General features: G+C 56.5%; 25 protein-coding genes. 16 read left to right on the forward strand and 9 right to left on the reverse strand.

Annotated features, from left to right (window positions below; translation table 11 throughout):
- Positions 1–30: 30 nt before the first annotated feature.
- Positions 31–2,607 (forward strand): SPOR domain-containing protein, encoded by a 2,577-nt coding sequence (locus RBB44_RS16100; protein WP_306148686.1) that lies wholly within the window; start codon positions 31–33, stop codon positions 2,605–2,607.
- Between the two features lie 52 nt (positions 2,608–2,659).
- On the opposite strand, the gene RBB44_RS16105 is transcribed toward RBB44_RS16100, so the two are convergent.
- Positions 2,660–3,583, reverse strand: a complete 924-nt coding sequence (locus RBB44_RS16105; RefSeq protein ID WP_306148687.1) for a LysR family transcriptional regulator — start codon at positions 3,581–3,583, stop codon at positions 2,660–2,662.
- 133 nt (positions 3,584–3,716) lie between these two features.
- Between RBB44_RS16105 and RBB44_RS16110 the strand changes: the two genes are divergently transcribed.
- Positions 3,717–4,619: a DMT family transporter gene (locus RBB44_RS16110; protein WP_306148688.1), complete on the forward strand. Its 903-nt coding sequence runs from the start codon at positions 3,717–3,719 to the stop codon at positions 4,617–4,619.
- A 4-nt stretch (positions 4,620–4,623) separates the two neighbouring features.
- Here RBB44_RS16110 and RBB44_RS16115 read toward each other — a convergent pair whose 3' ends face one another.
- Positions 4,624–5,637: an esterase family protein gene (locus RBB44_RS16115; RefSeq protein ID WP_306148689.1), complete on the reverse strand. Its 1,014-nt coding sequence runs from the start codon at positions 5,635–5,637 to the stop codon at positions 4,624–4,626.
- 128 nt (positions 5,638–5,765) lie between these two features.
- Between RBB44_RS16115 and nagZ the strand changes: the two genes are divergently transcribed.
- From nagZ to RBB44_RS16180, 13 genes are all read left to right on the forward strand, one after another.
- Positions 5,766–6,785: a beta-N-acetylhexosaminidase gene (gene nagZ / locus RBB44_RS16120; protein WP_306148690.1), complete on the forward strand. Its 1,020-nt coding sequence runs from the start codon at positions 5,766–5,768 to the stop codon at positions 6,783–6,785.
- Positions 6,786–6,796: 11 nt separating this feature from the next.
- Positions 6,797–7,636, forward strand: a complete 840-nt coding sequence (locus RBB44_RS16125) for a ScpA family protein (protein ID WP_306148691.1) — start codon at positions 6,797–6,799, stop codon at positions 7,634–7,636.
- Positions 7,629–8,339, forward strand: coding sequence for an SMC-Scp complex subunit ScpB (gene scpB, locus RBB44_RS16130; protein ID WP_209175418.1), 711 nt, complete (start codon positions 7,629–7,631; stop codon positions 8,337–8,339). The genes RBB44_RS16125 and scpB overlap by 8 nt, the downstream gene beginning before the upstream one ends.
- On the forward strand, positions 8,339–9,454 hold the full coding sequence (locus RBB44_RS16135) for an ABC transporter ATP-binding protein (protein WP_306148692.1): 1,116 nt from the start codon (positions 8,339–8,341) through the stop codon (positions 9,452–9,454). Before scpB ends, RBB44_RS16135 begins: the two co-directional genes overlap by 1 nt.
- A 144-nt stretch (positions 9,455–9,598) precedes the next feature.
- Entirely contained in the window at positions 9,599–9,823 is a 225-nt protein-coding gene (locus RBB44_RS16140) for a twin-arginine translocase TatA/TatE family subunit (protein WP_133947229.1), read from the forward strand.
- A 41-nt stretch (positions 9,824–9,864) separates the two neighbouring features.
- On the forward strand, positions 9,865–10,281 hold the full coding sequence (tatB, locus tag RBB44_RS16145) for a Sec-independent protein translocase protein TatB (RefSeq protein ID WP_306148693.1): 417 nt from the start codon (positions 9,865–9,867) through the stop codon (positions 10,279–10,281).
- A complete protein-coding gene (gene tatC / locus RBB44_RS16150; RefSeq protein ID WP_133947233.1) occupies positions 10,278–11,078 on the forward strand; it encodes a twin-arginine translocase subunit TatC in 801 nt (266 codons plus the stop codon). Before tatB ends, tatC begins: the two co-directional genes overlap by 4 nt.
- A gap of 68 nt (positions 11,079–11,146) precedes the next feature.
- Positions 11,147–12,427, forward strand: coding sequence for a serine--tRNA ligase (gene serS / locus RBB44_RS16155; RefSeq protein WP_306148694.1), 1,281 nt, complete (start codon positions 11,147–11,149; stop codon positions 12,425–12,427).
- A 48-nt stretch (positions 12,428–12,475) separates the two neighbouring features.
- Positions 12,476–13,234, forward strand: coding sequence for a 5'/3'-nucleotidase SurE (gene surE, locus RBB44_RS16160; RefSeq protein WP_306148695.1), 759 nt, complete (start codon positions 12,476–12,478; stop codon positions 13,232–13,234).
- 228 nt (positions 13,235–13,462) lie between these two features.
- Positions 13,463–14,155: a protein-L-isoaspartate(D-aspartate) O-methyltransferase gene (locus RBB44_RS16165; RefSeq protein ID WP_306148696.1), complete on the forward strand. Its 693-nt coding sequence runs from the start codon at positions 13,463–13,465 to the stop codon at positions 14,153–14,155.
- Between the two features lie 59 nt (positions 14,156–14,214).
- Positions 14,215–14,646, forward strand: a complete 432-nt coding sequence (locus tag RBB44_RS16170) for a hypothetical protein (RefSeq protein ID WP_306148697.1) — start codon at positions 14,215–14,217, stop codon at positions 14,644–14,646.
- Positions 14,647–14,722: 76 nt separating this feature from the next.
- Positions 14,723–15,205, forward strand: a complete 483-nt coding sequence (locus RBB44_RS16175) for a hypothetical protein (RefSeq protein ID WP_306156131.1) — start codon at positions 14,723–14,725, stop codon at positions 15,203–15,205.
- Positions 15,206–15,488: 283 nt separating this feature from the next.
- The gene (locus RBB44_RS16180; protein WP_306148699.1) at positions 15,489–16,910 is read left to right on the forward strand and encodes a M23 family metallopeptidase; all 1,422 of its coding nucleotides are present in this window, start codon (positions 15,489–15,491) and stop codon (positions 16,908–16,910) included.
- Between the two features lie 156 nt (positions 16,911–17,066).
- Here the strand turns inward: RBB44_RS16180 and RBB44_RS16185 are convergent, their stop codons facing one another.
- The 7 genes from RBB44_RS16185 to motA all read right to left on the reverse strand — a co-directional run bounded on the left by RBB44_RS16185 (position 17,067) and on the right by motA (position 22,594).
- The gene (locus RBB44_RS16185; RefSeq protein ID WP_306148700.1) at positions 17,067–17,513 is read right to left on the reverse strand and encodes a hypothetical protein; all 447 of its coding nucleotides are present in this window, start codon (positions 17,511–17,513) and stop codon (positions 17,067–17,069) included.
- Between the two features lie 24 nt (positions 17,514–17,537).
- On the reverse strand, positions 17,538–18,614 hold the full coding sequence (gene flhB / locus RBB44_RS16190; RefSeq protein ID WP_133947250.1) for a flagellar biosynthesis protein FlhB: 1,077 nt from the start codon (positions 18,612–18,614) through the stop codon (positions 17,538–17,540).
- Positions 18,615–18,669: 55 nt separating this feature from the next.
- Positions 18,670–19,731 carry a flagellar motor switch protein FliG gene (locus RBB44_RS16195; RefSeq protein ID WP_050775945.1) on the reverse strand — a complete coding sequence of 354 codons (1,062 nt, stop codon included), beginning with the start codon at positions 19,729–19,731 and terminating at the stop codon, positions 18,670–18,672.
- A gap of 70 nt (positions 19,732–19,801) precedes the next feature.
- The gene (fliN, locus tag RBB44_RS16200) at positions 19,802–20,077 is read right to left on the reverse strand and encodes a flagellar motor switch protein FliN (RefSeq protein ID WP_208981091.1); all 276 of its coding nucleotides are present in this window, start codon (positions 20,075–20,077) and stop codon (positions 19,802–19,804) included.
- 116 nt (positions 20,078–20,193) lie between these two features.
- Positions 20,194–20,757: a hypothetical protein gene (locus RBB44_RS16205; RefSeq protein WP_306148701.1), complete on the reverse strand. Its 564-nt coding sequence runs from the start codon at positions 20,755–20,757 to the stop codon at positions 20,194–20,196.
- Positions 20,738–21,697, reverse strand: a complete 960-nt coding sequence (locus tag RBB44_RS16210) for a flagellar motor switch protein FliM (RefSeq protein ID WP_306148702.1) — start codon at positions 21,695–21,697, stop codon at positions 20,738–20,740. The genes RBB44_RS16205 and RBB44_RS16210 overlap by 20 nt, the downstream gene beginning before the upstream one ends.
- 3 nt (positions 21,698–21,700) lie before the next feature.
- Positions 21,701–22,594, reverse strand: a complete 894-nt coding sequence (gene motA, locus RBB44_RS16215; protein WP_133947256.1) for a flagellar motor stator protein MotA — start codon at positions 22,592–22,594, stop codon at positions 21,701–21,703.
- Between the two features lie 169 nt (positions 22,595–22,763).
- Between motA and RBB44_RS16220 the strand changes: the two genes are divergently transcribed.
- Positions 22,764–23,555 (forward strand): DUF1217 domain-containing protein, encoded by a 792-nt coding sequence (locus RBB44_RS16220; RefSeq protein WP_306148703.1) that lies wholly within the window; start codon positions 22,764–22,766, stop codon positions 23,553–23,555.
- Positions 23,556–23,557 lie beyond the last annotated feature (2 nt).

Consider the following 23,557-nt stretch of genomic DNA (forward strand, 5'->3'; position numbering starts at 1 on the left):
GCGTAACGAAACCGGTTCTTTAGAGCGCTCATGTCAGACGAATACGACAAAAAGCGGCCAGATACGGCAGAGACCCCGGCACCGTCCGGGGGAAACCGGCCGTCTGGTGAAGATCCGCTGATTGAATTGGCGCGCATTGTCCATAATAACAAGCAATTGGGGGCGCCGGTGAGCAGCGGCCGGGTTGGAAGCACTGATTATTTCGCAGACTTGGATGATTTCGCGAGTGAGCCGAAACCCGCTGCAGATCCCATTCCACCGCGCCAGGAACCCGTATTCGGCGCCGGGCAATCACCAGAAATTCCGCGCTCCGACGCCCCACTTTCCAGCGAGTCGCCGCGCTTCGATGCTCCGCAGCAAGCCACCGCCCCCGGTTCTATTGTCACCCAGGGTGTGGTGCAGTCTTCAGAAAGCTCTGCAGCTGGCTATCAAGCCCAGTCCGAGCCAAGAAATGATGTGCCTGGCTGGCCGCAGGTGCCGCAGCTGGACACGATTGAAGCCAAAGCTGCAAGCGCGATGAACCGACCGGCACCATCTGCGCCCACACCGTCAGTCTCAGCGCCAGCGCAACCAGGCTTCCAACCATCGTCTCCGCCTCAACCGCGCGGACCTGCTGTCGATTTCGGGCGTGATTTTGGAACAGGCTTGGCAGCCTCTGTAGCGAATGATCTTGAACAGAATCTGACCGCTGAACTTGAAGATGAGCTGAAGGGCGCCCTGCGTCAGACCATCGATCAGCCCGGAGAGCAGGATTACGGTCAGAATACCGCCTCCACGCCGGCAGCTCCACAACCAGAAGCTCCGCCGCAAACTCAGCAGCCGGCATCAAACTACTATTCTGGTGGGTACCAAGCGCACACGGCAAGCTACAGTCAAGCACCGGCTCCGGTGCGCTCCGAAAACTATTCCGACACAGTAACTCCGGATAATACCGTAAGCCGCGCCGGCGACCCGCGTCCGGCATTCGGTTTGGAAACTCCACCATCTACGCAGGCTTTTGAACGTCCGGCGCAGGACATTCAGCCTGAAGTCTCTTCGCCGTCCGCCCCGGCACCGCAACGACCGGCAATCAACGAAGATGATCTGTTTGCTGCGCTAACCACGCCACAGGGTGGCGCGGCTTCCGAAAGTGGACCTCAGGCCTCCGAGAACAGTCAGAAATCAATCGCCGGGATCGATACGCTTCTTGCAGATCTTGATTTTCCGGAGCGGGACGACCGGGCTCGTCAACAAAGCGCGGCAGAGAATTCATCTGAGCCTGCCGCGGCACAAGCTTCGGCAGAAACGAAGGCCACTGCGGCAGGTTATGCTGCCGAGGCTCCGGGTCGGCAGTCAGCTGATGACATCGACGATATGGTCTGGCCGGCAGCTGCAGACGCTGTTCGTGAACTTAGCGATGATGACACGCCGCCGCCGCCAGAAGGTTATGATCTCGACGCTGTCGCACGGGCGATGCAGGAGAGTGATCCGACACTGAAGGGCAGTGGGGTTTTGCCGCCGCACTCGCGCGCAGAGCAAGCTGCGGTTCCACACGCAGAAGAACGTTCGCGTCGTGGCATCTTTGTTGCTGCTGGTGTCTTGGGCGTTGCTGCACTTGGCGCTGTTGGGTTCTTCTTCCTGGATACCGACACAATCGCAGTCCCGGATGGCCCGCCGCCTGTGATTAGCGGACTGCAAGAGCCACTCAAAATTTTCCCGGAAGAGCAGGATCCGTCTGCCGGCAACAATCAGTCTGCCAAGCTGATCTACGATCGCGTTGATGGTCGCAACGAAAATGCGCCGACACAACTCGCGCGTCCGGAAACACCTGAACCTGCCTCCTTGCCGCCAGCACCTGCCGGTGTTCAATCCGGTGCGGAACTCGTTCCAGGGGCAACCAAGCGGGTCCGGACAGTTGTAGTTCGTCCGGACGGAACCATAGTGTCGGGCGAGGATGCGGCCCCAGCAGTGACTGGCACCGCGCAACCGGCAGCCCCTGCGCCGGCTGAGCCCCGTGTTGTTGCAACTCAGCCGATTACGGCAACACCTTCGCCGGAACCGGCAGCGGCTCCGACACCGGCTGAACCGGCTGCCGGAACGCCTCAGCCCGCTACACCGGCACCGACAACGCCTGCAATCGTTGCTGCAGCAGAACCTGCTGTGCCGGTTGAAGAGCCTGCCGGACCTGTCCCGACTGTCCTGCCGCGTAAGAAACCCGCTGCCCCTGTGCAAGTTGCGCAAGCACCCGCAGCTGCAATAAATCCTGCACCGGCAACGCAGAACAATGGTCCACTGAACTTGTCTCAACCGGCGTCGGCTCCAGCGCCCGCCACAACCGCGGCACCTGCCGCAACAACTGTCGGCACCGGTTCGATACCGGCCGGAACGTATATCGTTCAGGTGACGTCTCAGCGCTCAGCTTCAGCTGCGAGCGATGCCTATTCGTCACTACAACGTCGCTACCCGTCGATTATCGGGAACGTGAACGCCGTGATTGTGGCGGCGGACCTCGGCGATCGGGGGGTTTTTTACCGGGCCCGGATCCCGACGGGATCGCGTGACGAAGCCATCAGGTTGTGTGAACAGCTGCAAGGCGCCGGCGGCGACTGCTTCGTCCGCAGGCAATAGACCAGGGCGCATCAATACAACAATTAAGATGGCCGGGTTTTCCGGCCATTTTTTATTCGGCTGCTGTCATCTTGACTTGGCTCTGCAAACCGAGAAGGTGCGGGGTCATGTGCCGGTAAACATCCGAAATAGCGTCGATCGCCAGACGGACGGCAGGTTCACGCCGGACATCGCGGTGAACGATGATATGCTCTGGATTTGTGAGTTCCGGCAAGGGGTCCATGACCCGTACGAGGTCTGGATGCCGGTCACCCATGAAGACTGGAAGCAATCCAAGGCCGGATCCGCTCGCAATCATGTTCATCATTGTGGTCATGGTGTTGGTGCGCAGTCGGGGTGGCGCGGGCAGGCGTTCTGCGAGCCAGCGATTATGCGCCGGATACCAGAGGTCGTCCGGCGTAAATCCAAGCCAACTGCACGCTGAGTACCGCGCTTCTTCAAAAACAGATGGGTGGGCCGCCGCGTAGGATTTGCTCGCATAAACGCTATAAGCGAGATCGCCGATTTTCCGGGCAATCAGCGTATCGGTCTCTGGTAGGCAGTTTCTGATCTGCAATTCGATGCTGCGGCTTTGATGATCGACATGGCTGTGGCTGGAGATCAGCTCAAGCTCAATGTCTTTGAGCCGTTCATCCAGAAGAGGATACATGTCTGTCAGGACACGGGCGCGCACCTCATCGACGGCAACGCGAACGACCCTGAGCGAAGCACCGGCCAGATCTGGCATGATGCGCGCCGCTGCATCCGCACGTTGACGCATATCTGCGGCGAGTGGAATAAGCCTTTGCCCCGCTTCGGTGGGTTTGAGACCTGAAGGTGTTCGGTCAAACAGCCGCGCTCCGACGCGGTCTTCGAATGCTTTCAAGCGCCGGCTGAGCTGCGGTTGACTGATATCCAATGCCTTGGCTGCGCCGGATAAAGACCGCGCGCGAGCCGCAGCGTCCACGAGTTTTAGATCATCCCAATTCATGAACATAGTATACGTATTCGCTTAAGTAAGGGCAATGGTATGCGTTTTCGCATGGGGTGCATGAGGAACTGGCATCTGTTTCGACGAACCTTTGAGTGCTAGTTCCCAATCATCACATTCAAGATCTGGAGCCGTCGCCGTGACACCATCTGCCGCCATCGGCCAGCGCGAAAACATCCCCGCGGCACTGTTTCTGGCGCTCCTGGGGATGTCAGCTTTCACGCCGATTTTTGCGGCCGGGAAACTGGCAGGCGGTGTGTTGCCAATCGTTGCACTCGTCTGGCTTCGGTTTGCCGGTGGGGCCGCAACCATCTTGTGTGTTGCCAGCGTGAAAAAAGTTCCGCTCCACAAGCAGTTAAGTCCTTTATGGATACTTCACTTGATGCGAGCAGTGTGCGGTGTGGGAGGCTTGGCCTGTGCGGTCTATGCAGCGTCCGTGATGCCGCTTGCGGATGCGACCGCAATTGGATTGACGAAAGGCATCTTTGCGATTGCCTTGGCCGGGTTGATCCTGAAAGAGCTGGTGACCGGCAAGCATTGGATCGCCGGAGCGATGAGTATGCTCGGCGCCTATCTCGTCGTTCAATCGGCCGACAGTGTGGCCCAGAATTCGGAAATGGCGCTCGTTGGGGCCATTGCGGCGATTGCAAGTGCGCTCTTCATGGCTGCGGAAAGCTTGATCATGCGCTACATCGCCCAGCGCGAAGATACAGTAACGATCCTGGCCTATGTAAACGTGTTTGCAGCGTTGTTTTTGGCGGTTCCGGTGATTTGGCTGATCGCCAGAGACGGCATTGCGGTGAGCGATCTGCTTGCGTTCGCCTGGCTTGGTCCGCTCGCAATTGTCGGCCAGTCTTTCAACATTTCGGCCTACCGACGTGCTGGCGCAGCAACACTTGCCCCTGCTTTTTACGCCACCGTGGTCCTCTCGGCCATGTTTGGTTATGCCGTTTGGGGCGAAGTGCCGGGACCTGAAGCCCTTGTTGGTGCGCTGCTGATCCTGGCCGGGGGCGCAGTCTTGACCCTGCGCTTGGGCCGGTAGATCCCTACTTCAAAAGAGCATTTGCAAGGAACGGCAGGCTTTCGTCCATCCGGTAGTCAATCGACGAGTGGGTGTCGTTGAACTCCTCATAGACGTGATCAACACCGGCGGCCTCGAGCTTCCGTTTCAAACGGCGCGCACCATAGACCAGATTGTATTGGTCGATGTACCCGCAATCGATCCAGAGCCCCTTCATGGATTTCAAGGCATCGGTATGCGCTTCGACCATTTGCACAGGATCCCAGGACAGCCAGGCATTCCAGCGGTCTTCAATGATTTCGCAGGTCTCAAGGTCAACCGGTAAGCGAATCCCGCAGAAGGTGTCCGGCGACGGATCTGGATCGTAGGTGGCTGCCATTGCGAAGGTCATCAGATCATGCAACGCGCCTCCGGGATACTTCGGTCCGGCTTCAAACCAGCGCACAAAGGCCTCAATTGACCCATGTTTCTGGATTGCCCGCAGCGCACTTGGCATTTCCGGCAAGTAACAGAGTTCAAACGCCATATCTCCTGAGTGACAAGCCGCTGCCGACCAGACGTCAGCGTGTTTCATGGCGTGAACAATGGCGCCATAACCGCCGGATGACTTGCCGAATAATCCGCGTTTACCGTCCCCGCCACAGCCGAATTGGCCTTCGACAGCTTGGAGCATTTCCGTGGTGAGCCACGTTGCCCAAGGTCCCATGGCTGTGCTGTCGATATACTGGTTGCCGCCAAGACGCGTGAAACAGTCCGGGAAGGCGACAACAACCGGGGGGAGTGCGCCATCATGGATCAGCCGATCCAAGCGCTCCGGAACGTTTTCGCCAAAATTCTTCCAGTTCGCATGCGCCGGGCCGCCGGACGTATAGCCAACGATATCCACCAGAAGCGGCAGCCCTGTGCCGTTATGTCCATGTGGGACATAAACGACCACTTCGCGCGTTGCCGGGTCGCCAAGCCGGTTTTGGGTCAAGATTTCAGATGTGACGGAAATCCGGTGCAAGGTGCCGGCCGGAATGTCATGGCGCGCGCGCATGGAAAGCAACTCCACTTGAAAAAGGATTGGTAGATTTAGATCGCAAGTTCGCATCCGAAGCGCAAGTGCGCTTACCGGGGAACCGGACCTTTCTTGACGGGCAGGGGTGGTGCCGGTAAGCGATGATCATGATCAAAGCCTTTATTTCCGGCTGCGCCGGCACAAGTCTCTCCGCTGCTGAACAAGCGTTTTTCAAAGAGCATAATCCCTGGGGACTGATCCTGTTTGCCCGGAATGTCGACAGTCCGGATCAGGTTCGAGAATTGACCCGGACTTTTCGGGATGCTGTCGGCCGGGCAGATGCGCCGGTGCTCGTCGATCAGGAGGGCGGCCGGGTGCAGAGGCTACGGCCTCCGCATTGGCGCAAATATCCAGCATCCAAGCTTTTCGGAGATCTCTACAAGACGGATGAGGCCGCTGGAAAACGGGCGGCGTTCCTGGGCGCGCAGCTGATTGCCGCAGATCTGTCCGAGGTCGGAATTACAATCGACTGTTTGCCGTGCCTTGATGTGCGGTTTCCGGACACCGTCGATGCGATCGGAGATCGCGCGCTTTCAGATGATCCGGAAACTGTTGCCATCCTCGGACGTGAGATGATCAACGGCGCGATCGCCGGGGGCGTTCTACCTGTCATCAAGCATATTCCGGGGCATGGCCGCGCCAAGGTGGACAGTCATCTGGAACTGCCACGGGTCACGGTTGACAAAAACGCATTGGAAGCTGTGGATTTCCTGCCATTCAAGGCGCTTGCAGACATCTCTTTGGGTATGACCGCGCACTTGCTTTATGAGAGCATAGACCCCGAAAATCCGGGGACGCAGAGCAGTGCGGTCATAAATGGGATTATCCGCGATGAAATCGGCTTCGATGGCTGTCTGATGAGTGATGATATCTCGATGAAAGCGCTTGGCGGTGATGTGTCGAGCCGGTCCAAAAAAATCTGGGATGCCGGATGCGATGTCGTGCTTCACTGCAATGGCGATATGATGGAAATGCAGGCCGTTGCGGATGCCGCGCCGGACCTTGCTGGGCGTTCGCTGGAGCGCTGCAACTTGGCTTTGGCTGGGTATAAACCGTTGGAGAAAGGCTTTGATGCAGACAAGGCCTGGGCAGAGTTTAAATCCCTGACAGGCTGGGCGGGAGTGTAACGGGACACCAAATGGCGGAGCAGGACACACAACCCGCATCCGCGCCAGACAAGTCATTTGACCTTCTGAGCGCGGTGCACACAAGCGAGGAACGGGCGACTTCCGATCCGCAGCTGGTTGTGGACGTCGACGGTTTTGAGGGGCCGCTAGATCTGCTTCTCGGTCTTGCGCGCACGCAAAAGGTGGATCTCGCAAAAATCTCGATCCTGGCCTTGGTTGAGCAGTATCTGGAGTTTGTGACCGAAGCCCGGCGGATGCGTCTTGAACTCGCCGCGGACTATCTGGTGATGGCCGCGTGGCTGGCCTATTTAAAATCCCGCCTTTTGCTTCCCGAACAAAAGGACGAAGACGAGCCCACAGGTGAGGAATTGGCCGCAGCGCTTGCTTTTCGTTTGCGCCGACTTGAGGCCATGCGGGAGGTTTCTGAAAAACTGTTGGCTCGCAGCCGGGCAGGGCGCGATGTGTTTTTCCGGGGTGAACCTGAGACCATGTCGGTCGTCCACAAAAGCATCTGGGATGCCTCTGTCTACGACCTCCTGTCGGCCTACGCCACGCAGCGCCAGCGTCAGTCTGTTACATCTGTCCGGGTTTTGCGCAGAACAGTTTGGTCACTCCAGGAGGCGCGGGAGCTGCTGACCAAGCTCGTCGGCCGGGTCAGTGAATGGACCCCTTTGAATGCCTACCTTCGCGATTACCTTTATGACAACAAGGATTGGGCGACGGTCGTGGCAAGCAGCTTTTCCGCAAGCCTTGAAATGGTTAGAGAGGGACAGGTCGAAATTCGCCAGGGAGAGCCGTTTTCACCGGTCTACATTCGCGCCCTAGAACAGGAATCGGACCAAGATGTCTGAGCTGGAACAGCTTCACTTGGAGGGCGGTGCGGATTTGGGCGCGGCACCCCAAAAAGCCTCTGAGGATCTTAGTGGCCTCCGGATGGTCGAAGCACTTCTGTTTGCCTCGTCCGAACCATTGTCGCTTGAAGAGCTGACACTCCGTTTGCCGGAGGGAACCGATGTTCTCGGGTTGCTGGAAGCGCTACAGGAAATGTATGCGCCGCGCGGTGTCAATGTGGTTCGGCTTGCGGGCAAGTGGTGTTTCCGGACAGCCGAAGATCTCAGTTACTTGATGCACCGGAACGTTGAAGAACAACGCAAACTGTCGCGCGCAGCGCTTGAGACCCTGGCCATCATCGCGTATCACCAACCTGTGACGCGGGCCGAAATTGAAGAAATTCGCGGCGTATCGACATCAAAAGGAACGCTGGATGTCCTTTTGGAAACAACCTGGATCCGGATGCGCGGCCGCAGGCGAACCCCGGGACGTCCGGTCACTTACGGAACAACCGAGCAGTTTCTGATCCATTTCGGTCTGGAAAACGTCAAGGATCTGCCGGGTCTTGAAGAGTTGAAAGGGGCAGGGTTGCTTGATAGCGCGATCCCTGCGTCCTTCCTGGTGCCAACGCCAAGTGACGATGCTGCCTTGACCGAAGACGAAGATCCTTTAGAGGACGGCACATTGTTCGATGAAGAAACGGATGAGACTGCCGGTAGCTGATGTTCAAATCCAACGAATCCAATTGGAATGGCGGTCCGAAAACGTGGGGTGCGCGCGGGTCAGCAAGTGCCACGATAGCCGCAGGCCTGGTCTTCGAGAATATTTCTCATGACTATGAGGGTGTGCCGTCCGTCCGGAACCTGAGCCTCTCGATTGCGCCGGGTGAAATCTTATGCCTGCTCGGCCATTCTGGCTGTGGCAAGACGACGTTGATGCGGATTGCTGCCGGGATTGAACGGCAAAGCGCGGGCCGGGTTTTGATCAACGGCAAGGAGATCGCCGGACCGCAGACATTTGTCCCGCCCGAACGGCGCGGTATCGGTCTGATGTTTCAGGACTATGCTCTTTTTCCGCATATGACGATCCTGGACAACGTGGTGTTCGGTATCAAGAAGCTGGGTAAAGAAGCCGCAAGTGCAGCCGCTTTGACGGCCTTGCGCCGGGTGGGCCTGGCAGACTATGCCGACGATTATCCGCATGCCCTTTCCGGGGGCGAACAGCAGCGCGTTGCGCTTGCCAGGGCCCTGGTGCCGCGACCGGGCATCCTTTTGATGGATGAACCGTTTTCAGGTCTCGATAAACGCCTGCGCGACAGCGTGCGTGATGAAACGCTGGCGGTGATCCGCGAGACGCGCGCCACCTGCATCATCGTGACCCACGACCCGGAAGAGGCCATGCGTATGGGCGACCAGATCGCGTTGATGCGGCGCGGGGAGCTCGTTCAGCACGGGACCGCGGCCGAGCTCTATAATAATCCGGCCGACTTGTTCGCCGCCCGGTTCTTTTCCGAACTCAATCAAATCGAAGGCAGGGTGACGTCTTCCGGTGTTGAGACGCCGCTCGGTATTGTTGCCTCGACCGGGATGAACCAGGGATCTGCCGATGTCTGCATTCGTCCGCAGGGCATTCTTCTTGGCAAGGCCGGCTTGTGCGGCGTGAGGGGGCGAATCCAGTCCAAACGATTCGTCGGAGAAGTCGATTTGCTGACAATTATCGTTGAAGGTCTCGACCAACCTTTGCAGGCCCGCGTGCGGGCCGGGTGCGAATGGGAACAGGGCATGGACGTTGGCGTGACCACTGATCCCAAGGATGTCCTTGTCTTTCCGCGGTCGTGACCCCAAATCAGGTAAGAATAATTCTCCGGCTTATCCTTCTGTCTAGGAGTACAGAAACAATCTGGCATGTATTGTTGCAGGCAAGGAGCCAGTTTTGTACAAGGGCTCCAAGGGCGAGGAAGCCGGTTATCAGGAGTTTGGCGTATGGGTATAAGTATCTGGCAGATTTTGATCATCGCAGTCGTGGTGGTTTTGCTGTTCGGACGTGGCAAGATTTCCGAGTTGATGGGCGATGTCGCCAAGGGAATCAAAAGCTTCAAAAAGGGAATGGCTGAAGACGATACCGCCGATGCTCCCAAGACCATCGATCATGAGAGCGGTGAGACCGTGAAGTCCACCAAAGCGGAAGATCAGACCAAAGCGAGCTGATCTTTATCTGCGTCGCGTCTCCTTAAGGGGCGAAAGTACCTATGTTCGATATTGGTTGGACGGAGCTCTTGGTGATCGCCTGTATCGCGATCATCGTCGTAGGGCCGAAAGACTTGCCGCGTATGTTGCGTACTCTTGGCCAGACAATGGGCAAGATGCGCCGGATGTCGCGTGAATTTCAGTCGACGTTCAATGAAGCCCTGCGCGAAGCAGAACAGCAGGCCGATATCGCCGACATGAAGAAACAGGTCGAGGAAGCCGCAAACTTCAATCCGCTTGGCGACTTGAAGAAGTCGATCGAAGAGGATGCGGCCAAGAAGACCCCTCCGGCAAAACCAGCGGCAAAAGCGGACACAGACCCGAAGCCTGAGAGCAAACCGGCTGAAACGCCGGTAGCTTCGGCGGCGAAACCCGCTGCGCCGGAGGAAGCGCCGGTGACGGAAGAAGCCAAGGCATGAGCCAGGAAGATATCGACGCCTCAAAGGCGCCCTTGATCGAGCATTTGATCGAACTGCGGCAGCGGTTGATGTGGTCCATCGCGGCCATCCTGGCGATGTTCGTGATCTGCTTCTATTTCGCCACCGACATCTACAACATCCTGACTGTGCCGTACCTGCGTGCCGCGCCGGACCCGGAGCACGTGAAGATGATCTTCACGGCCCCGCAGGAATGGTTCTTCACGCAACTGAAACTTGCGCTTTTCGGCGCCTTGTTTCTGGCGTTCCCGGTGATTGCCAGCCAGGTCTACATGTTTGTGGCACCGGGTCTTTACAAGCATGAGCGTGGCGCTTTCCTGCCGTTCCTGGTTGCTACACCCATCCTGTTCCTGATCGGGGCCTGTCTGGTTTATTTCCTCGTCATGCCGATGGCGATGGGCTTCTTCCTATCGATGGAGCAAACCGGCGGGTCAGGCCAAGTGGCGATCGAACACCTTGCAAAGGTGAGCGAATATCTCGGTCTGATCATGATCCTGATTTTCGCTTTCGGTCTCGTGTTCCAGTTGCCGGTGATCCTGACGCTTTTGGGCCGCGCAGGCATGGTGACGGCTGAAGGTCTCAAGCAGAAACGCAAATACGCGATCGTTGGTGCCTTTGCGGCTGCGGCTATTTTGACACCACCGGACCCGATCTCGCAGATCGGTCTTGCACTGCCAACGTTGCTTCTCTACGAAGTCTCCATTCTGTCCGTCCGGATGGTGGAGAAAAAGCGCGCGGAACGTGAGGCCGAGCGTGAAGCTGAGGATGCTGCGGCATAATTCTAAAGCTTAATCTTCCTCCCGCGGCGGCCAGTCCTTAGACAAAGACCGCCGTTCGGGAAGCGAAGATGTTTGATATCAAATGGATCCGGGAAAACGCAGATGCCTTCGACAAGGCTTTGGCAAAGCGGGGCTACGAGCCTTCTGCTGCCAAATTGATTGCCTTGGACGATTCCCGTCGCTCCCACATCACCAAGCTGCAGGAAGCCCAGGAACGGCGCAACGCGGCCTCCAAAGAAATCGGAAAGGCCAAAGGCTCCGGAGATGATGCCCGGGCTCAAGAGCTGATCGACGAAGTCGCTCAGATTAAGGCCTTCATCCAGTCTGGTGAGGAAGAAGAACGCAAGCTGATCGCAGCTCTGGAAGAGGCGATGGCCGTCATTCCGAACCTTCCGCATGATGATGTGCCGGAAGGCGCGGATGAAGCGGACAATGTGCTTTATCGGACCCATGGCGACAAACCGGCGTTCACCTTCAATGAAGCGCCGAAGGAGCATTACGAACTTGGTGAAGAGCTTGGTGGGATGGACTTCTCCACCGCTGCCAAGTTGTCCGGCTCGCGTTTTGTCATTCTGAAAGGCCAGATAGCGCGGCTGGAGCGGGCGCTCGGTCAGTTCATGATCGATATGCACACGCAGGAAAACGGCTACACGGAAGTCTCGCCACCGCTGCTGGTTCACAGCGATCCGCTCTATGGCACCGGCCAGTTGCCGAAATTTGAAGAAGATCTCTTCAAGACCACAACTGATCATTACCTGATCCCGACCGCTGAAGTCCCGCTGACCAATCTGGTGGCCGGAGAGATCATGTCCGAGGATCAACTGCCGCTGCGTGTTACCGCCTTGACCTATTGTTTCCGGTCTGAAGCTGGTTCTGCGGGCCGGGATACCCGGGGCATGTTGCGTCAGCACCAGTTCCAGAAATGCGAGCTGGTGTCTGTCACGACACCGGCGGAGTCGCTCAATGAATTGGAGCGGATGCTTGGTTGCGCCGAGATGATCCTGCAGAAACTCGGCCTTCATTACCGGGTCATGACGTTGTGTACTGGCGATATGGGCTTTGGAGCCCGCAAGACCTATGACATCGAAGTCTGGTTGCCGGGGCAGGACACGTTCCGTGAAATTTCGTCTTGTTCCGTCTGTGGTGATTTTCAGGCCCGGCGCATGAATGCGCGCTTCCGTCCTGCCGATTCCAAGCAGCCTGTGCATGTCCACACGCTGAATGGATCCGGGATCGCGGTCGGGCGTGCGCTGATCGCAGTTCTTGAAAATTATCAAAACGCGGACGGGTCCATTACTGTGCCGGACGTCCTGCGGCCCTATATGGGCGGTTTGGAAAAGATCGGTTAAGGGCATCAGGCCCTTAACCCCTACCTTTTGGCCAAGAACGGATTTTTCATGCGCATTTTGATCACCAATGACGACGGCATTCATTCTTCAGGGCTCTACGCCCTCGAACGGATCGCAAAGATGCTCTCCGACGATGTGTGGGTGATTGCACCGGAGACCGATCAAAGTGGCGTTGCGCATTCGCTGACCCTTGGAGATCCGCTTCGCCTGCGCCAGATCGACGACCGGCATTTCGCAGTGAAAGGCACTCCGACCGATTGCGTGATCATGGGCTGCCGTAAGGTGCTTCCGGGTCTGCCGGACCTGGTGCTCTCTGGGATAAACCGCGGGCAGAACCTTGCAGAAGACGTCACCTATTCAGGGACAGTGGCAGGGGCGATAGAAGCTGCAATCCTCGGCATCCGCTCGATCGCGGTTTCCCAGGCCTACAGCTGGAACCCGAAATCAGAGCCGGATTACGGTGTTGCGGAGGCGCATGCTCCGGAGCTCTTCAAGAAACTGATGACCTTCGACCTGCCGCCTTACTCCCTCTTGAATGTCAATTTCCCGGTTGGGCCCGCCGATGCGGTTAAGGGCGTGAAGGTCACGGTGCAGGGGCATCATGAACAAAGCGGCCTGTCCATTGATGAGCGGACTGATGGCCGCGGCAACCCTTACTACTGGCTGAAATTCCAGGACCGCGGAAAATCAGTTTTGGATAATTCTGACCTTCACGCCGTTGCCGATGGGTATGTCTCCGTAACCCCGCTGCGGATCGATCTGACGGCGCATGATCTCGTCGGTCGGTTGGCGGACAGCTTGGGCTGATTTCCTTCTCTTGCTGAGACGACATCTTTCAAGATGAGTGCCCAGGAGGTTCTTTAACCGGGAAAACAGGGCGCCACACCGGAACGGCCATTGTGTCTTTGTGCTCGGGTCGGTCAGTATGAGGACAGGGTGACGGTGAGAATCTCTCATGGTTGACCCATCTGCAGGCTGCCAGGGATGTCCGGCGGCAAACGGGTCTCCCGGGGGCGGGTAATGGAGAACGCGTGAATGGCCGCTTTCGTTCCCGGTGATGACGACCGGGCAACGCAATCGAACTTGCCGGATGAAGCGGAGGCGCGTGCGGCCCTGGTGCTTGGCTTGCGTCAGCGCGGCATAGCCTCCGTGAACATTCTGTCTGCCATTGAACGTCTGCCACGACGGCTTTTTCTTGCGGCCCGCTATCACAATCTGGCTTACGAAGACACCGCACTTCCAATGGAGTGCGGGCAGACCATGACCGCGCCAAGCGAGGTTGCGTTTGCGCTCCAGCTTCTCGACTTGCAGTCAGATCAAACGGTTTTGGAGGTCGGCACGGGGTCCGGGTACCAGACTGCAATCCTCTCACAGCTTGTCCGGCATGTTTACAGTCTTGACCGATATCAGACCCTTCTCAAGCTGGCGGATCAACGCCTGGCGGCCTTGAAACAGACAAACGTATCGCTGGAACACAGGGATGGGCTCTCGGGTCTTGAGAAGAAAGCCCCCTTTGACCGGATTGTTCTGAACGGCGCAGTCTCGGAAATACCCGATACTTTGATCGCGCAGCTTAGACCGGATGGCATTTTGATCGCTCCATTGGGCCCGCCGGCAAAAGCCCAATCGCTCGTAAGGATCACCAAAGCCGAGAGCATCGGCGCAAGCAAGACAGTTGCGGAAGTCCGCTGGGTTTCCCTTATGCCGGGTGTTGCTCAACATCTGTAGAACCCTGTTATGACGCATGTTGTTGCTGCCGTAGCGTCATGATACGAATGAAACCGTATTTGGGGGACGGTATGGCGTGTCAGCGTTTTTCTATTTTGATTACATGTTTTCTGGGCCTTGTAAGTCCTTCTCTTGCAGAAGACTGGGTCGAAAAACAATTGCCCTCATATGCAGCAGGTGTTGAATTCATCGCCATTGGTGGTGACGGTCTGTTGTATTCAATTCAATCCAATCCCAATGGTTATGTCCTGACGTCCCTGATCGATAAGTACCGGTTCGAGTTCACGGGCGGAGACGGCTTTACTGGAAATATTCTGGCGGCAAAGGAAATCGTTTATCTCGGATCGAGTTGCGACGCGGTCGCCGGATCAATTTCTGGACGGTGGGTCAATGACAACACCGGGCTCAATGTTGTGGTGGAAGGAAACAGCGGTCAACGATTGGATTTTCGTTTTCTTGATACGGGACTGGAGCCAGCCCATTCCTGCTGAGGCGAAATAGGAGGAACACAAGATGCTGTTGCAGTTGAAAAGACGCTTGGTCCTTGTTTCTGCCTTGGTTTGTGGAATGGGGTCGCCGTTGGCGGATGAATTGCCGCTCGAAGGCTATTTCATGAGTTTTCCGAATTGCTATGGGCGAACTTACAGTCTGCAGCACCAAAAAGATCATCCTGCGCAAAACACTGTCGACATAGCAATCAGCCACTTTCCGTCGAAGCAAGAGCTTTTGGGGATGGACAGCCCGTTCCAACCCTATCCGGATACGCCAAGGTTGGTCGTGAAGCTGGATGTCTGGATGAAAGGGCAAAACGAGGGGTGGCAAACGGATGCGATCTGCGATCCGAATGGCAACCGGCTGCTTTGCCAAATCGAGTGTGACGGCGGGCGTTTCTTCCTGGAGGGCCGGTCCGATGACAAACTCGTACTGACAGGCGGGACCGATCTCGATTTCAATCAGTGCGACGCCGGGGATCGCGTTCTTCAAAGAGAGCCCGACGATGGGACGTTTCATCTCACACCGATTCCGTTGTCCCACTGCAGGGCGGAGTGATCTCGACGATTGGCGAATGCGAGGGAACTGAGTCGGACGATCCAGCCGGTTGCCCGGAGGATGCTGGCGGGTAGGTCCGATATGCGTTTACCTTATGCAATTGCCCTGAGTTGAATTGAAAATCGGCAGAATTGCGGGTGTTGCAGGCCATTAGCGGCGTGCAGGTTTTTCAGATTGACTGGAATTCGAAGCCTCTTCTTTAGTCTTTATAAACCTTACTGCTTTCTAATCTTAACCACAGCAGCCATGTAAAGCAGTTTGGGTTGAGTCGATGAAAAAGCGGATGCGTTTCCTCCGCCAGGATTTACTGGGTAAAGTCGCAACGGTTACTCTTGGAGCAGCAGCTCTTGCAGGGTGTTCCTCGGCCACCGAGCGGTTCGGACCCAACGACATTTACACCGCCAGCACCGCCAATCAGAAAGAGATCCTGACCGGATCTTCCCCCGTGCAACCGTCCTATCAGGACATTATCAACGGCACCGGTGGAACGACGGCTGGCTTGCCACAAAACACGTCTGCTCCTATCTCGACCGGTTCGATCCCGCGTCGGCCCGCACCTGTAACTTCTCCAGCTGTCGTCAGTGCTCCCATTGCACCGTCCATTTCCTCGGCTCAAGTCCCATCGGTACCTGCGCCGGAGACACTTGCTGCTGGCAAGGACTGGAAAGGCTGGACCGGAGCTGGCGGCACCCAGATCAAAGCACGGCAGGGCGATACGCTCGCGTCGATCTCCCGCCGCTATGGCGTGCCCATTCAGGCTGTCGCATCTGTCAACGGTCTTCAGAGCCGGTCCAGTGTGCAGGCGGGGCAGTCTCTGATCATCCCGACTTATGTTTATTCAGACCGCAATGGTTCTACGAGCACCACCGACGGTGAGACGAGAGCCGTGCAACTGCCAACTGTTTCGCGGAACGAAAATGTCGTTACCGGCTCAATACCAAATGTGTCGCAAGCGGCCCCGCGCCCGGACCGAAAGCCGTATGCGCAACCGACTTTCGCGCAGGTGACCCAATCAACACCTGCCATTGTCGCAGCTCCGGTTGTCCCGGTCAGTGCATTGCCGAAGAGCAAGCCTCAAGCGGTGAGCGCACCGATCGTCACCGCATCTGTCCCGCAGACCGTGGCAGGTGGTGGCTCAAGTGTTCCATCTCCCAAGCGTCAACCGGACCGGATTGTCTCAACAAACCGTTCTGACGATTCAATTCAGGTTGAAACAACCCCAATTGCAGCTCCAGATTCTGCGGCAGATGCACCGGTCAAGACGGAGGCTGCACCTGAAAAACCAATCGAGGTTGCGAGCATTCAGCCGCAAGCCGATGAACCTGTTGCCAAGTTCCGTTGGCCAGTTCGGGGCCGTATCATTTCCGATTTCGGCGCAAAACCGGGTGGTGGCCGCAATGAAGGCGTGAATTTGGCGGTTCCTGAGGGAACGCCGGTCAAAGCGGCCGGCGATGGGACGGTTATCTATGCCGGGAATGAGCTGAAAGGGTATGGCAATCTTGTGCTCGTCCGCCACGACGAAGGTTGGGTTTCCGCCTATGCTCACAACAGCGTCTTGAATGTCAAACGCGGTGATACGGTGCGACGCGGAGATCCTGTCGCGCTCGCCGGCGCCACCGGCTCGGTCAATCAGCCGCAAGTGCATTTTGAATTGCGCCAAGGCAACAAGCCGGTCGATCCGCTGAAATACCTGCCACGGCGCTAAGCTGGGACTGCCCGCAGATTAGGGCAAATTCGCAGTCTTTCCCAAAGCTGTCTGGAAAATGAATTGGTCGCTCTGTATTGAGCGGCCATTTCCTGTTTTTGAGGTAGGATTCCTTGACATAGGATACACAAGGACCACTCACCAAGACACGCAAACCTATTTGAGCCGGGCATCTTTCAATGCTTCGAGCATCAGTTCGGCTTCCTTGTCCGGATCGCCGCCAGAGTCGGGGATTTCCACGTAAGACACTGTTACCGAATTGTCGGGCGAGGCCAGGATAACTGTGAAATAGATCCAGACACCTTTGTTCAGAAATTCCAGGTCCAGCTTTATTCGTGGCAGGCTATCCCAATCCAGCTCAGCCTGTCCGCCCATGGAATACCGCAGCGTATCTTCCTTGAAGAACAGTTCGGCAGAGGTCTTCACAAGGTCGGCGATGTTGGCGTGCTGTTCGAGCCGGATGTAAGCGGCAAAATCCAGAACGTCGACGAGCTTCAAGTCTTGAATGAAACCGGTCAAGGCCTCGGCAATTGCCGCCTGGCGCTTGCGGGTTTTATCATCCGCTTCAGGTTCCATTGCGGCAGCCTCACGCAGCTTACTCATCCAAACCCTCCATTATTCATTGTTTTATACAGCGGTCTTGGATTTGCGTGAATAAACGAAACAGATAATTTCAGCAACAGCGCGATAGAATTCAGGCGGTATCATCCGCTCCACTTCTGTCGCTGCGTAAAGTGAGCGCGCCAGCTGCCGGTCCTCGATCACCGGGATGTCGTTGGTCTCGGCAATTTCCCTGATTTTTAAAGCAATCAGATCCTGTCCCTTCGCCACAACGACCGGCGCCGGGTTTTTCTCACCGTCATACCGCAAAGCGACCGCAAAGTGAGTCGGGTTCGCGACTACAAGGGTTGCCTGGGGAACCGCCGACATCATGCGGTTCCGGGCGCGGTCGCGAGCAAGCGATCTCTGCCGCGCCTTGACGATGGGGTCGCCCTCCATCTGTTTGTGCTCGTCTTTGACTTCCTGCTTGGTCATCCGCAGGTTCTTACGCCAGTGAGAACGCGACCAGAGGATATCGACGGTCACGAGAAGGATTGTGACGATGCAGACACCGGAGATCAGCCGCAGAGATATCTGCAGTATCATTTCGGGGAGGGCACTTGGATCGGTGAACATGGCGTTGATCAGATCCGCTTCATGAGTGCGGAACTGAGCATACACGATTGCGCTGACCGTGCTGAATTTGAAAACAGCCTTGAGAAATTCGACAAAGCCCTGGGCGCCAAAAATCCGCGACCAGCCCTTTTTGAGTGATAGCTTGCTGAGTTCTGGTTTGATCCGGTTTGGAACAATGCTTGGTTTGTTCTGAAGGAAAGCGGATGCAAGGCCGGACGCCGACAAAATTGCGATGATCGGCGCAAGGAACAGCCCAACCTTGATGGACAGGCTGTGGGACAGCATGAGTGCGTCTGCGCTGTTACCAAGGTCCAATCCTCCCGATACGTCCAGGAGGTGCGCCATGTCTGAAACAAGCTGGCGCACCCCAGATGTTATTGCGAAACCGCCGATCAACAAGGCACCGATCAACATTGCAAGAACAGGAGCTTCCTTGGAGACCGGCGTATTGCCCTTCTCAATTGCGTCCTGGATCTTTTTCTCGGTCGGTTCCTCTGTTTTTGAGTCCTTATCCGCTTCTTCCGACATCGCCCTGCAGTCTCCTTAGAAACGCAGACCGCCGTACGGCCGGAACAAGTGGTCCTTATGCAAAGTAAGCCCCTTCATCCTGTTTCGGATTAAGCTCGATTTCGCCGCGTCCTGCCATTTCCAGTGCAAGGTTGGTGATCGAGCTGCGGGCTTCCAGAACGTCTCGTTGCGCTGCCGGCTCGCCAGCTGCCAGTTCGTGTTCGGCAATCCTGCGGGCACGGGATGTCATGGACGAGAGGACCACTTCGCGGAATTCAGCTGATGTTCCCTTCAATGCCAGGACAATCCGGTCTGCCGGGATCTGATCGAAGATCGCCATCCGAGTACGTGCATTGAGGTTGCTGATGTCGTCGAAGGTGAACAGGAGACCCTTCAGGAGTTCTGCCGTTTTCGGCCTGATCTCGTTCAAGTTTTCCAGCGCATCTTCCATGTGATCCCGCTCCATCTTGTTCAAGATGTCAGCCATGCGCGCATGGGAGTCCGCTTCCAGTGTTCCGGACAGGTTGAGCATGAAGTCCTCATGCATCGTTTTTTCCACGTCGCGCATGATTTCCGGGACCACCGCCTTGATCGACAACATCCGCCGCACCAGCTGATTGCGCATGTCGGCCCGGATGTGGCCGAGAACCTTTGCGGCTGCGCTTGGCTTGATTTTCGTCAGGATCAAGGCCGCCGTTTGCGGGTGCTCTTTCAGCAGGTAATTGGCAAACACGGTTTCCGAAACAGTCGTTAGCCGGTCCCAGATTGAGCGGTTTGAATTGCCATGGACATCCGACATGATGTCCGCCAGTTGTTCGTCCGGCAGAACGCCTTCCAGCATCTTTTCCACTTCATTGGCAGAGCCGAACAAGGTGGTGCCGTTGGAAAACTGATCGATGAACTCTTCGGCAAGCTTGTCCAGTTCCGCAGAAGCGACCGTTCCCAGCTGGGCCGCGCTAACTGTGATCATTCTGATCTCTTCCTGATCAAAATGGCGCAGCAGTTTTTGGGAGCTGGTCCGTCCAAGCGATAGAAGCAGGGCGGCGACACGCTGCACCCCATTCAAACGCCGGATCGGTGGAGCCGGTGGCTTGGGGACGGCGGCAGGAGCCGGGGCAGCTTTGGCTTGGCTTGTCATTCTCGCGTGTTCCTCAAAAGGAGCATGGGCAATCAAAGGGTTCGGGAAATCTGGCGTCCGGCTGGGTGGTTTAGATTTCCAGCGGGCTTGTTTGTGAACTGATGATCTCTGTCAGGGACACACCGAAACGGGAGTTGTCGTCTTCCACAACAACCACTTCACCGCGGGCGATGACACGGCCATTCACGACAATGTCGATCGGTTCACCAACACGATGGTTGAGAGGAATGACAGCGCCGCGGCCCAGCTTCAAAAGATTAGAGACCAGCATGGTTGCAGAGCCCAGAACAACCTGAATATTGACAGGAATGCCGAGGATCGTATCGAGGTTGCGATCATCGCCCATGGTCTCGCCGGCATTTTTCTTATCTGGTGCTTCAACCCTGGCGAAATTCGCCGCATCGGCCGTTTTGATGGTTGCACCGGTTTCTACATCAACGTTTTCAACGATCGTGTCGGACATTAGAACGTATCCTTTTGGTTCATAGAGACTGAGCGGAAGGGGCTTCCGAGCGTGTTATCGATTTTGTGCACACGGGTCGGAGCCTTGGGACCGCTGGTTCCACGGTGAATAACCGGTCCATCTTGTGGGGAGCTTGCCACGGCCGAAACAGGGGTTGGCTGCGCCGCAGTTTCATCATTGAACAGATCAAGGTCTTCACGGACAGGCGTAAAGCGGTTTGCCTTCTGCATGAGAGCATGAGAGCTCGAGAGTTCCTTGAGTTCTGCTTTCAGAACCGACTGCTGACGTTTTGCCTCGCGGGTGAGGGCGTCGATCTCAGCAATCAGCTCCCGGGCATCATCCATGCGATTGCCCAGCGCATTGAGGATCTGAGCGCCTTTGACGTTGATCTCCTGAATGGAGACTTCAATCCCGTCTAGCGCGAGCGCAGTCTGGTCGAAAATGCGCTGGTAATCTTCGTGATAGGACCCCAAACGGCGCAGATCCTTTTGCATTTGCACCATTCGGATGGTGGTTACGACCAATGCCAGAAGCAGCACGCCGTCAACGATTGCGGAGATCATCGAAAAGATCCTTTTCTTCCTCGTGGATGAGTTCTTCAATCTGCAGGGTGTAGGATCCGTCCAGCTGTCCAAGCTGGCAGGTGAATATCGGTTGGTCGTTGCAGGCGAGCGTCACGGGCGAGCGCGCAGTTGCCTGAAGCTCAATCACTTGGCCGACCTTCAGGTTCGACAACTCGCCAAGGTGCATCTCGCGTTCTTCCAGGATCGCTTCCAGCTTGACTTCCGTCCGCTGGATTTCGTTGTGGAAGTGCTGCGTCCATTGTTTGTCGCGACCGGACATTTCGCCAGACAAGACCTGGGACAGGGCCTGACGCAGCGGATTGAGTGTCGCATGCGGCAGTACGACGAAGACTTCACCACCGCGGCCGATGGCCTGCTGGAGCAGGCGTCCAACGACCGCCGGATTATTCCGTCGGCCGACGACCGCAAAGTCCATGCGGCTTTCGATCCGCTCAATTTTCAAAGTCGTCTCTGCGATCGGCGCAAAAGACTCTGCAAGAGACTTTGCAGCAACTTCAAAAATCGTCCGGGCAATGCGCGTTTCGATGTTTGAAAAGGGCCGTTCCTCATCAATTGGAGGCTCGGTTCCGTCGGCGCCAAACAGCACATCCACCAGAGTGAAGATGAAATCCCGGTCGAAGCCGACCAGCACGCGGGCATCCCATTCCGGAGAGTAGAGAACGGCGACAAGCGCATTGGATTCAAACTCATCCAAAACATCGCCAATCCGGTTGTTCTCCACATAACTGACCGAGATGTAGGAAGGTGACGGTGATTTTTGGCGCATCACATCTGCCATCACCCGTGCCATGCGGTCGAAAACCACTGGCAGCATCGGCAGGCGGTCTACGGAGATACCCGCGGCGTCCAGCAGGCGGTCCGTGATCATCGCCCGTTCTGAGTTGGAGGCAGATTGCGTGTCTGTTCCTGCATCGAGCATGGTTTATGCGGCTCCCTGGAGATCGGCCGTGCTGGTTTCTGCGCCGCCGGCTCTCATGGTTTCGTTCTCGACTTCGTCGATGGTTGGCCGGTCATATCCGGAGATGGTCTTACGGCCATGCTCCAGCGCGATTTGCGGGTCAGCACCATTCATGAAGGCCAGCAGGGTTTGCTTGACCACGATGTAGTTGCGCAGCCGCGTTTCCCGGACCGATTTGATCTTTGCTGCCAAGGGGCCAAACAAGGAGTAGGAGAACAGGATCCCGATGAACGTTCCCACAAGGGCGGCTCCGATCAGGCTGCCGAGCAACTGCGGCGACTGGTCGATTGCGCCCATTGCCTTGATCACACCAAGGACCGCAGCAATGATCCCGATCGCCGGCAGAGCATCGGCCACGCTGCTCATTGCATGATACGGCTTCATCTGATCGCGGTGGATGGTCTGGATTTCCTCATCGACCAGAGCTTCGATTTCATGAGCTCGTGCATTGCCGACAATGATCAGGCGGAAATAGTCACAGATGAACGTTGTCATGTTGGCATCGCGCAGGACCGACGGATACTTCTGGAAAATCGGTGATGTGCTTGGGTCTTCGATATGCGGTTCGACGGCATTGCGGCCCTTCGCGCGCAACTCGCGCATCAGGCCATAAAGAAGTGCCAGCACATCCAGGTAATCACGTTTGGACGGGACCGCATTGCGCAATGCGTCGGAAACGGCAACGGTTGTCCCGAGTATGACTTTCATGGGATTTGCAACGATGAAAGCGCCAATTGCAACGCCGAGAATGATCACCAGTTCCCAAGGTTGCCAAAGAACGAGGACCTTTCCGCCCATGGCGGCGAAACCGCCAATCAGGGATGCCGCGCCGATTATCAGGCCGATAATAATAGTCACCAAACAGCTCCTATCGGGTGAGGTTTTACTGTGCTGGTGAAAAGCTAGGGGACGAGACTTGTCCGAAGCTGACCGAACGGCCGTTTGCACCGGTGCCATCCAGTCAGCTTGGCGTAAGCTCGGGGCGCGAAAGTGTTTTCAAGACACTTACCGCTTAAAGGGCGCGGACATGATCAATACGATTACGCAGGTACAGCTGGTTCGGAACAATATGGACCGCTCAATCCAAACCGTCGCATCAGATCCAATGGTGGAACGCCAGACCGAGTACTATCGCGAGAACATCAGCGACATAAAGTCGATTGATGAGTTCCTATCGAATGACAGGATCTACCGCTACGCTATGACGGCCATGGGACTGGAAGACATGATCTACGCAAAAGCGTTCATGCGGAAGGTTCTGGAAGAGGGCATTTCGAAAAGCGATTCATTTGCCAATCAGCTGACGGACCAGAGATACCAGAAGTTTGCTGAAACATTTAACTTCGCAAGCCACGGTGAGGCGACGACCGCCTTCAGACGAACCCAAGAGGGCATCGTCGACAAGTTTCACCGGCAAACACTTGAAATCCGGCAAGGCGAACAGAACAACGGGGTCCGTCTGGCTCTCTATTTCGAGAGGCAAGCATCCACGATCCAAAATGCCTACAACATTCTTGCCGACCGTGCGCTCGCAGAAACAGTCTACACCGCATTGGGGCTGCCAGATTCTTTTGCAATGACGGACATCGACAAGCAGGCGGCCTATTTCGACAAGCATCTAGACTACGAGAAACTGAGTAGCGATCCAGAACATCTGGCCGAATTCCTCGATCGTTTTTCGGCACTCTATGACGTCAAGAATGGTCCCCAGGCGGTTTCATCGCCGACACTGGCGGTTTTTGGTGCCGGTCCTGGAGTTGTGCCTTTCGGGGAAGGGCTTTTGTCCAGCATCCAGAATTTTAAACTTGGAGGCAGCTGAGC

The sequence above is a fragment of the Roseibium sp. MMSF_3247 genome, from assembly GCF_030733765.1.
GTDB lineage: Bacteria > Pseudomonadota > Alphaproteobacteria > Rhizobiales > Stappiaceae > Roseibium.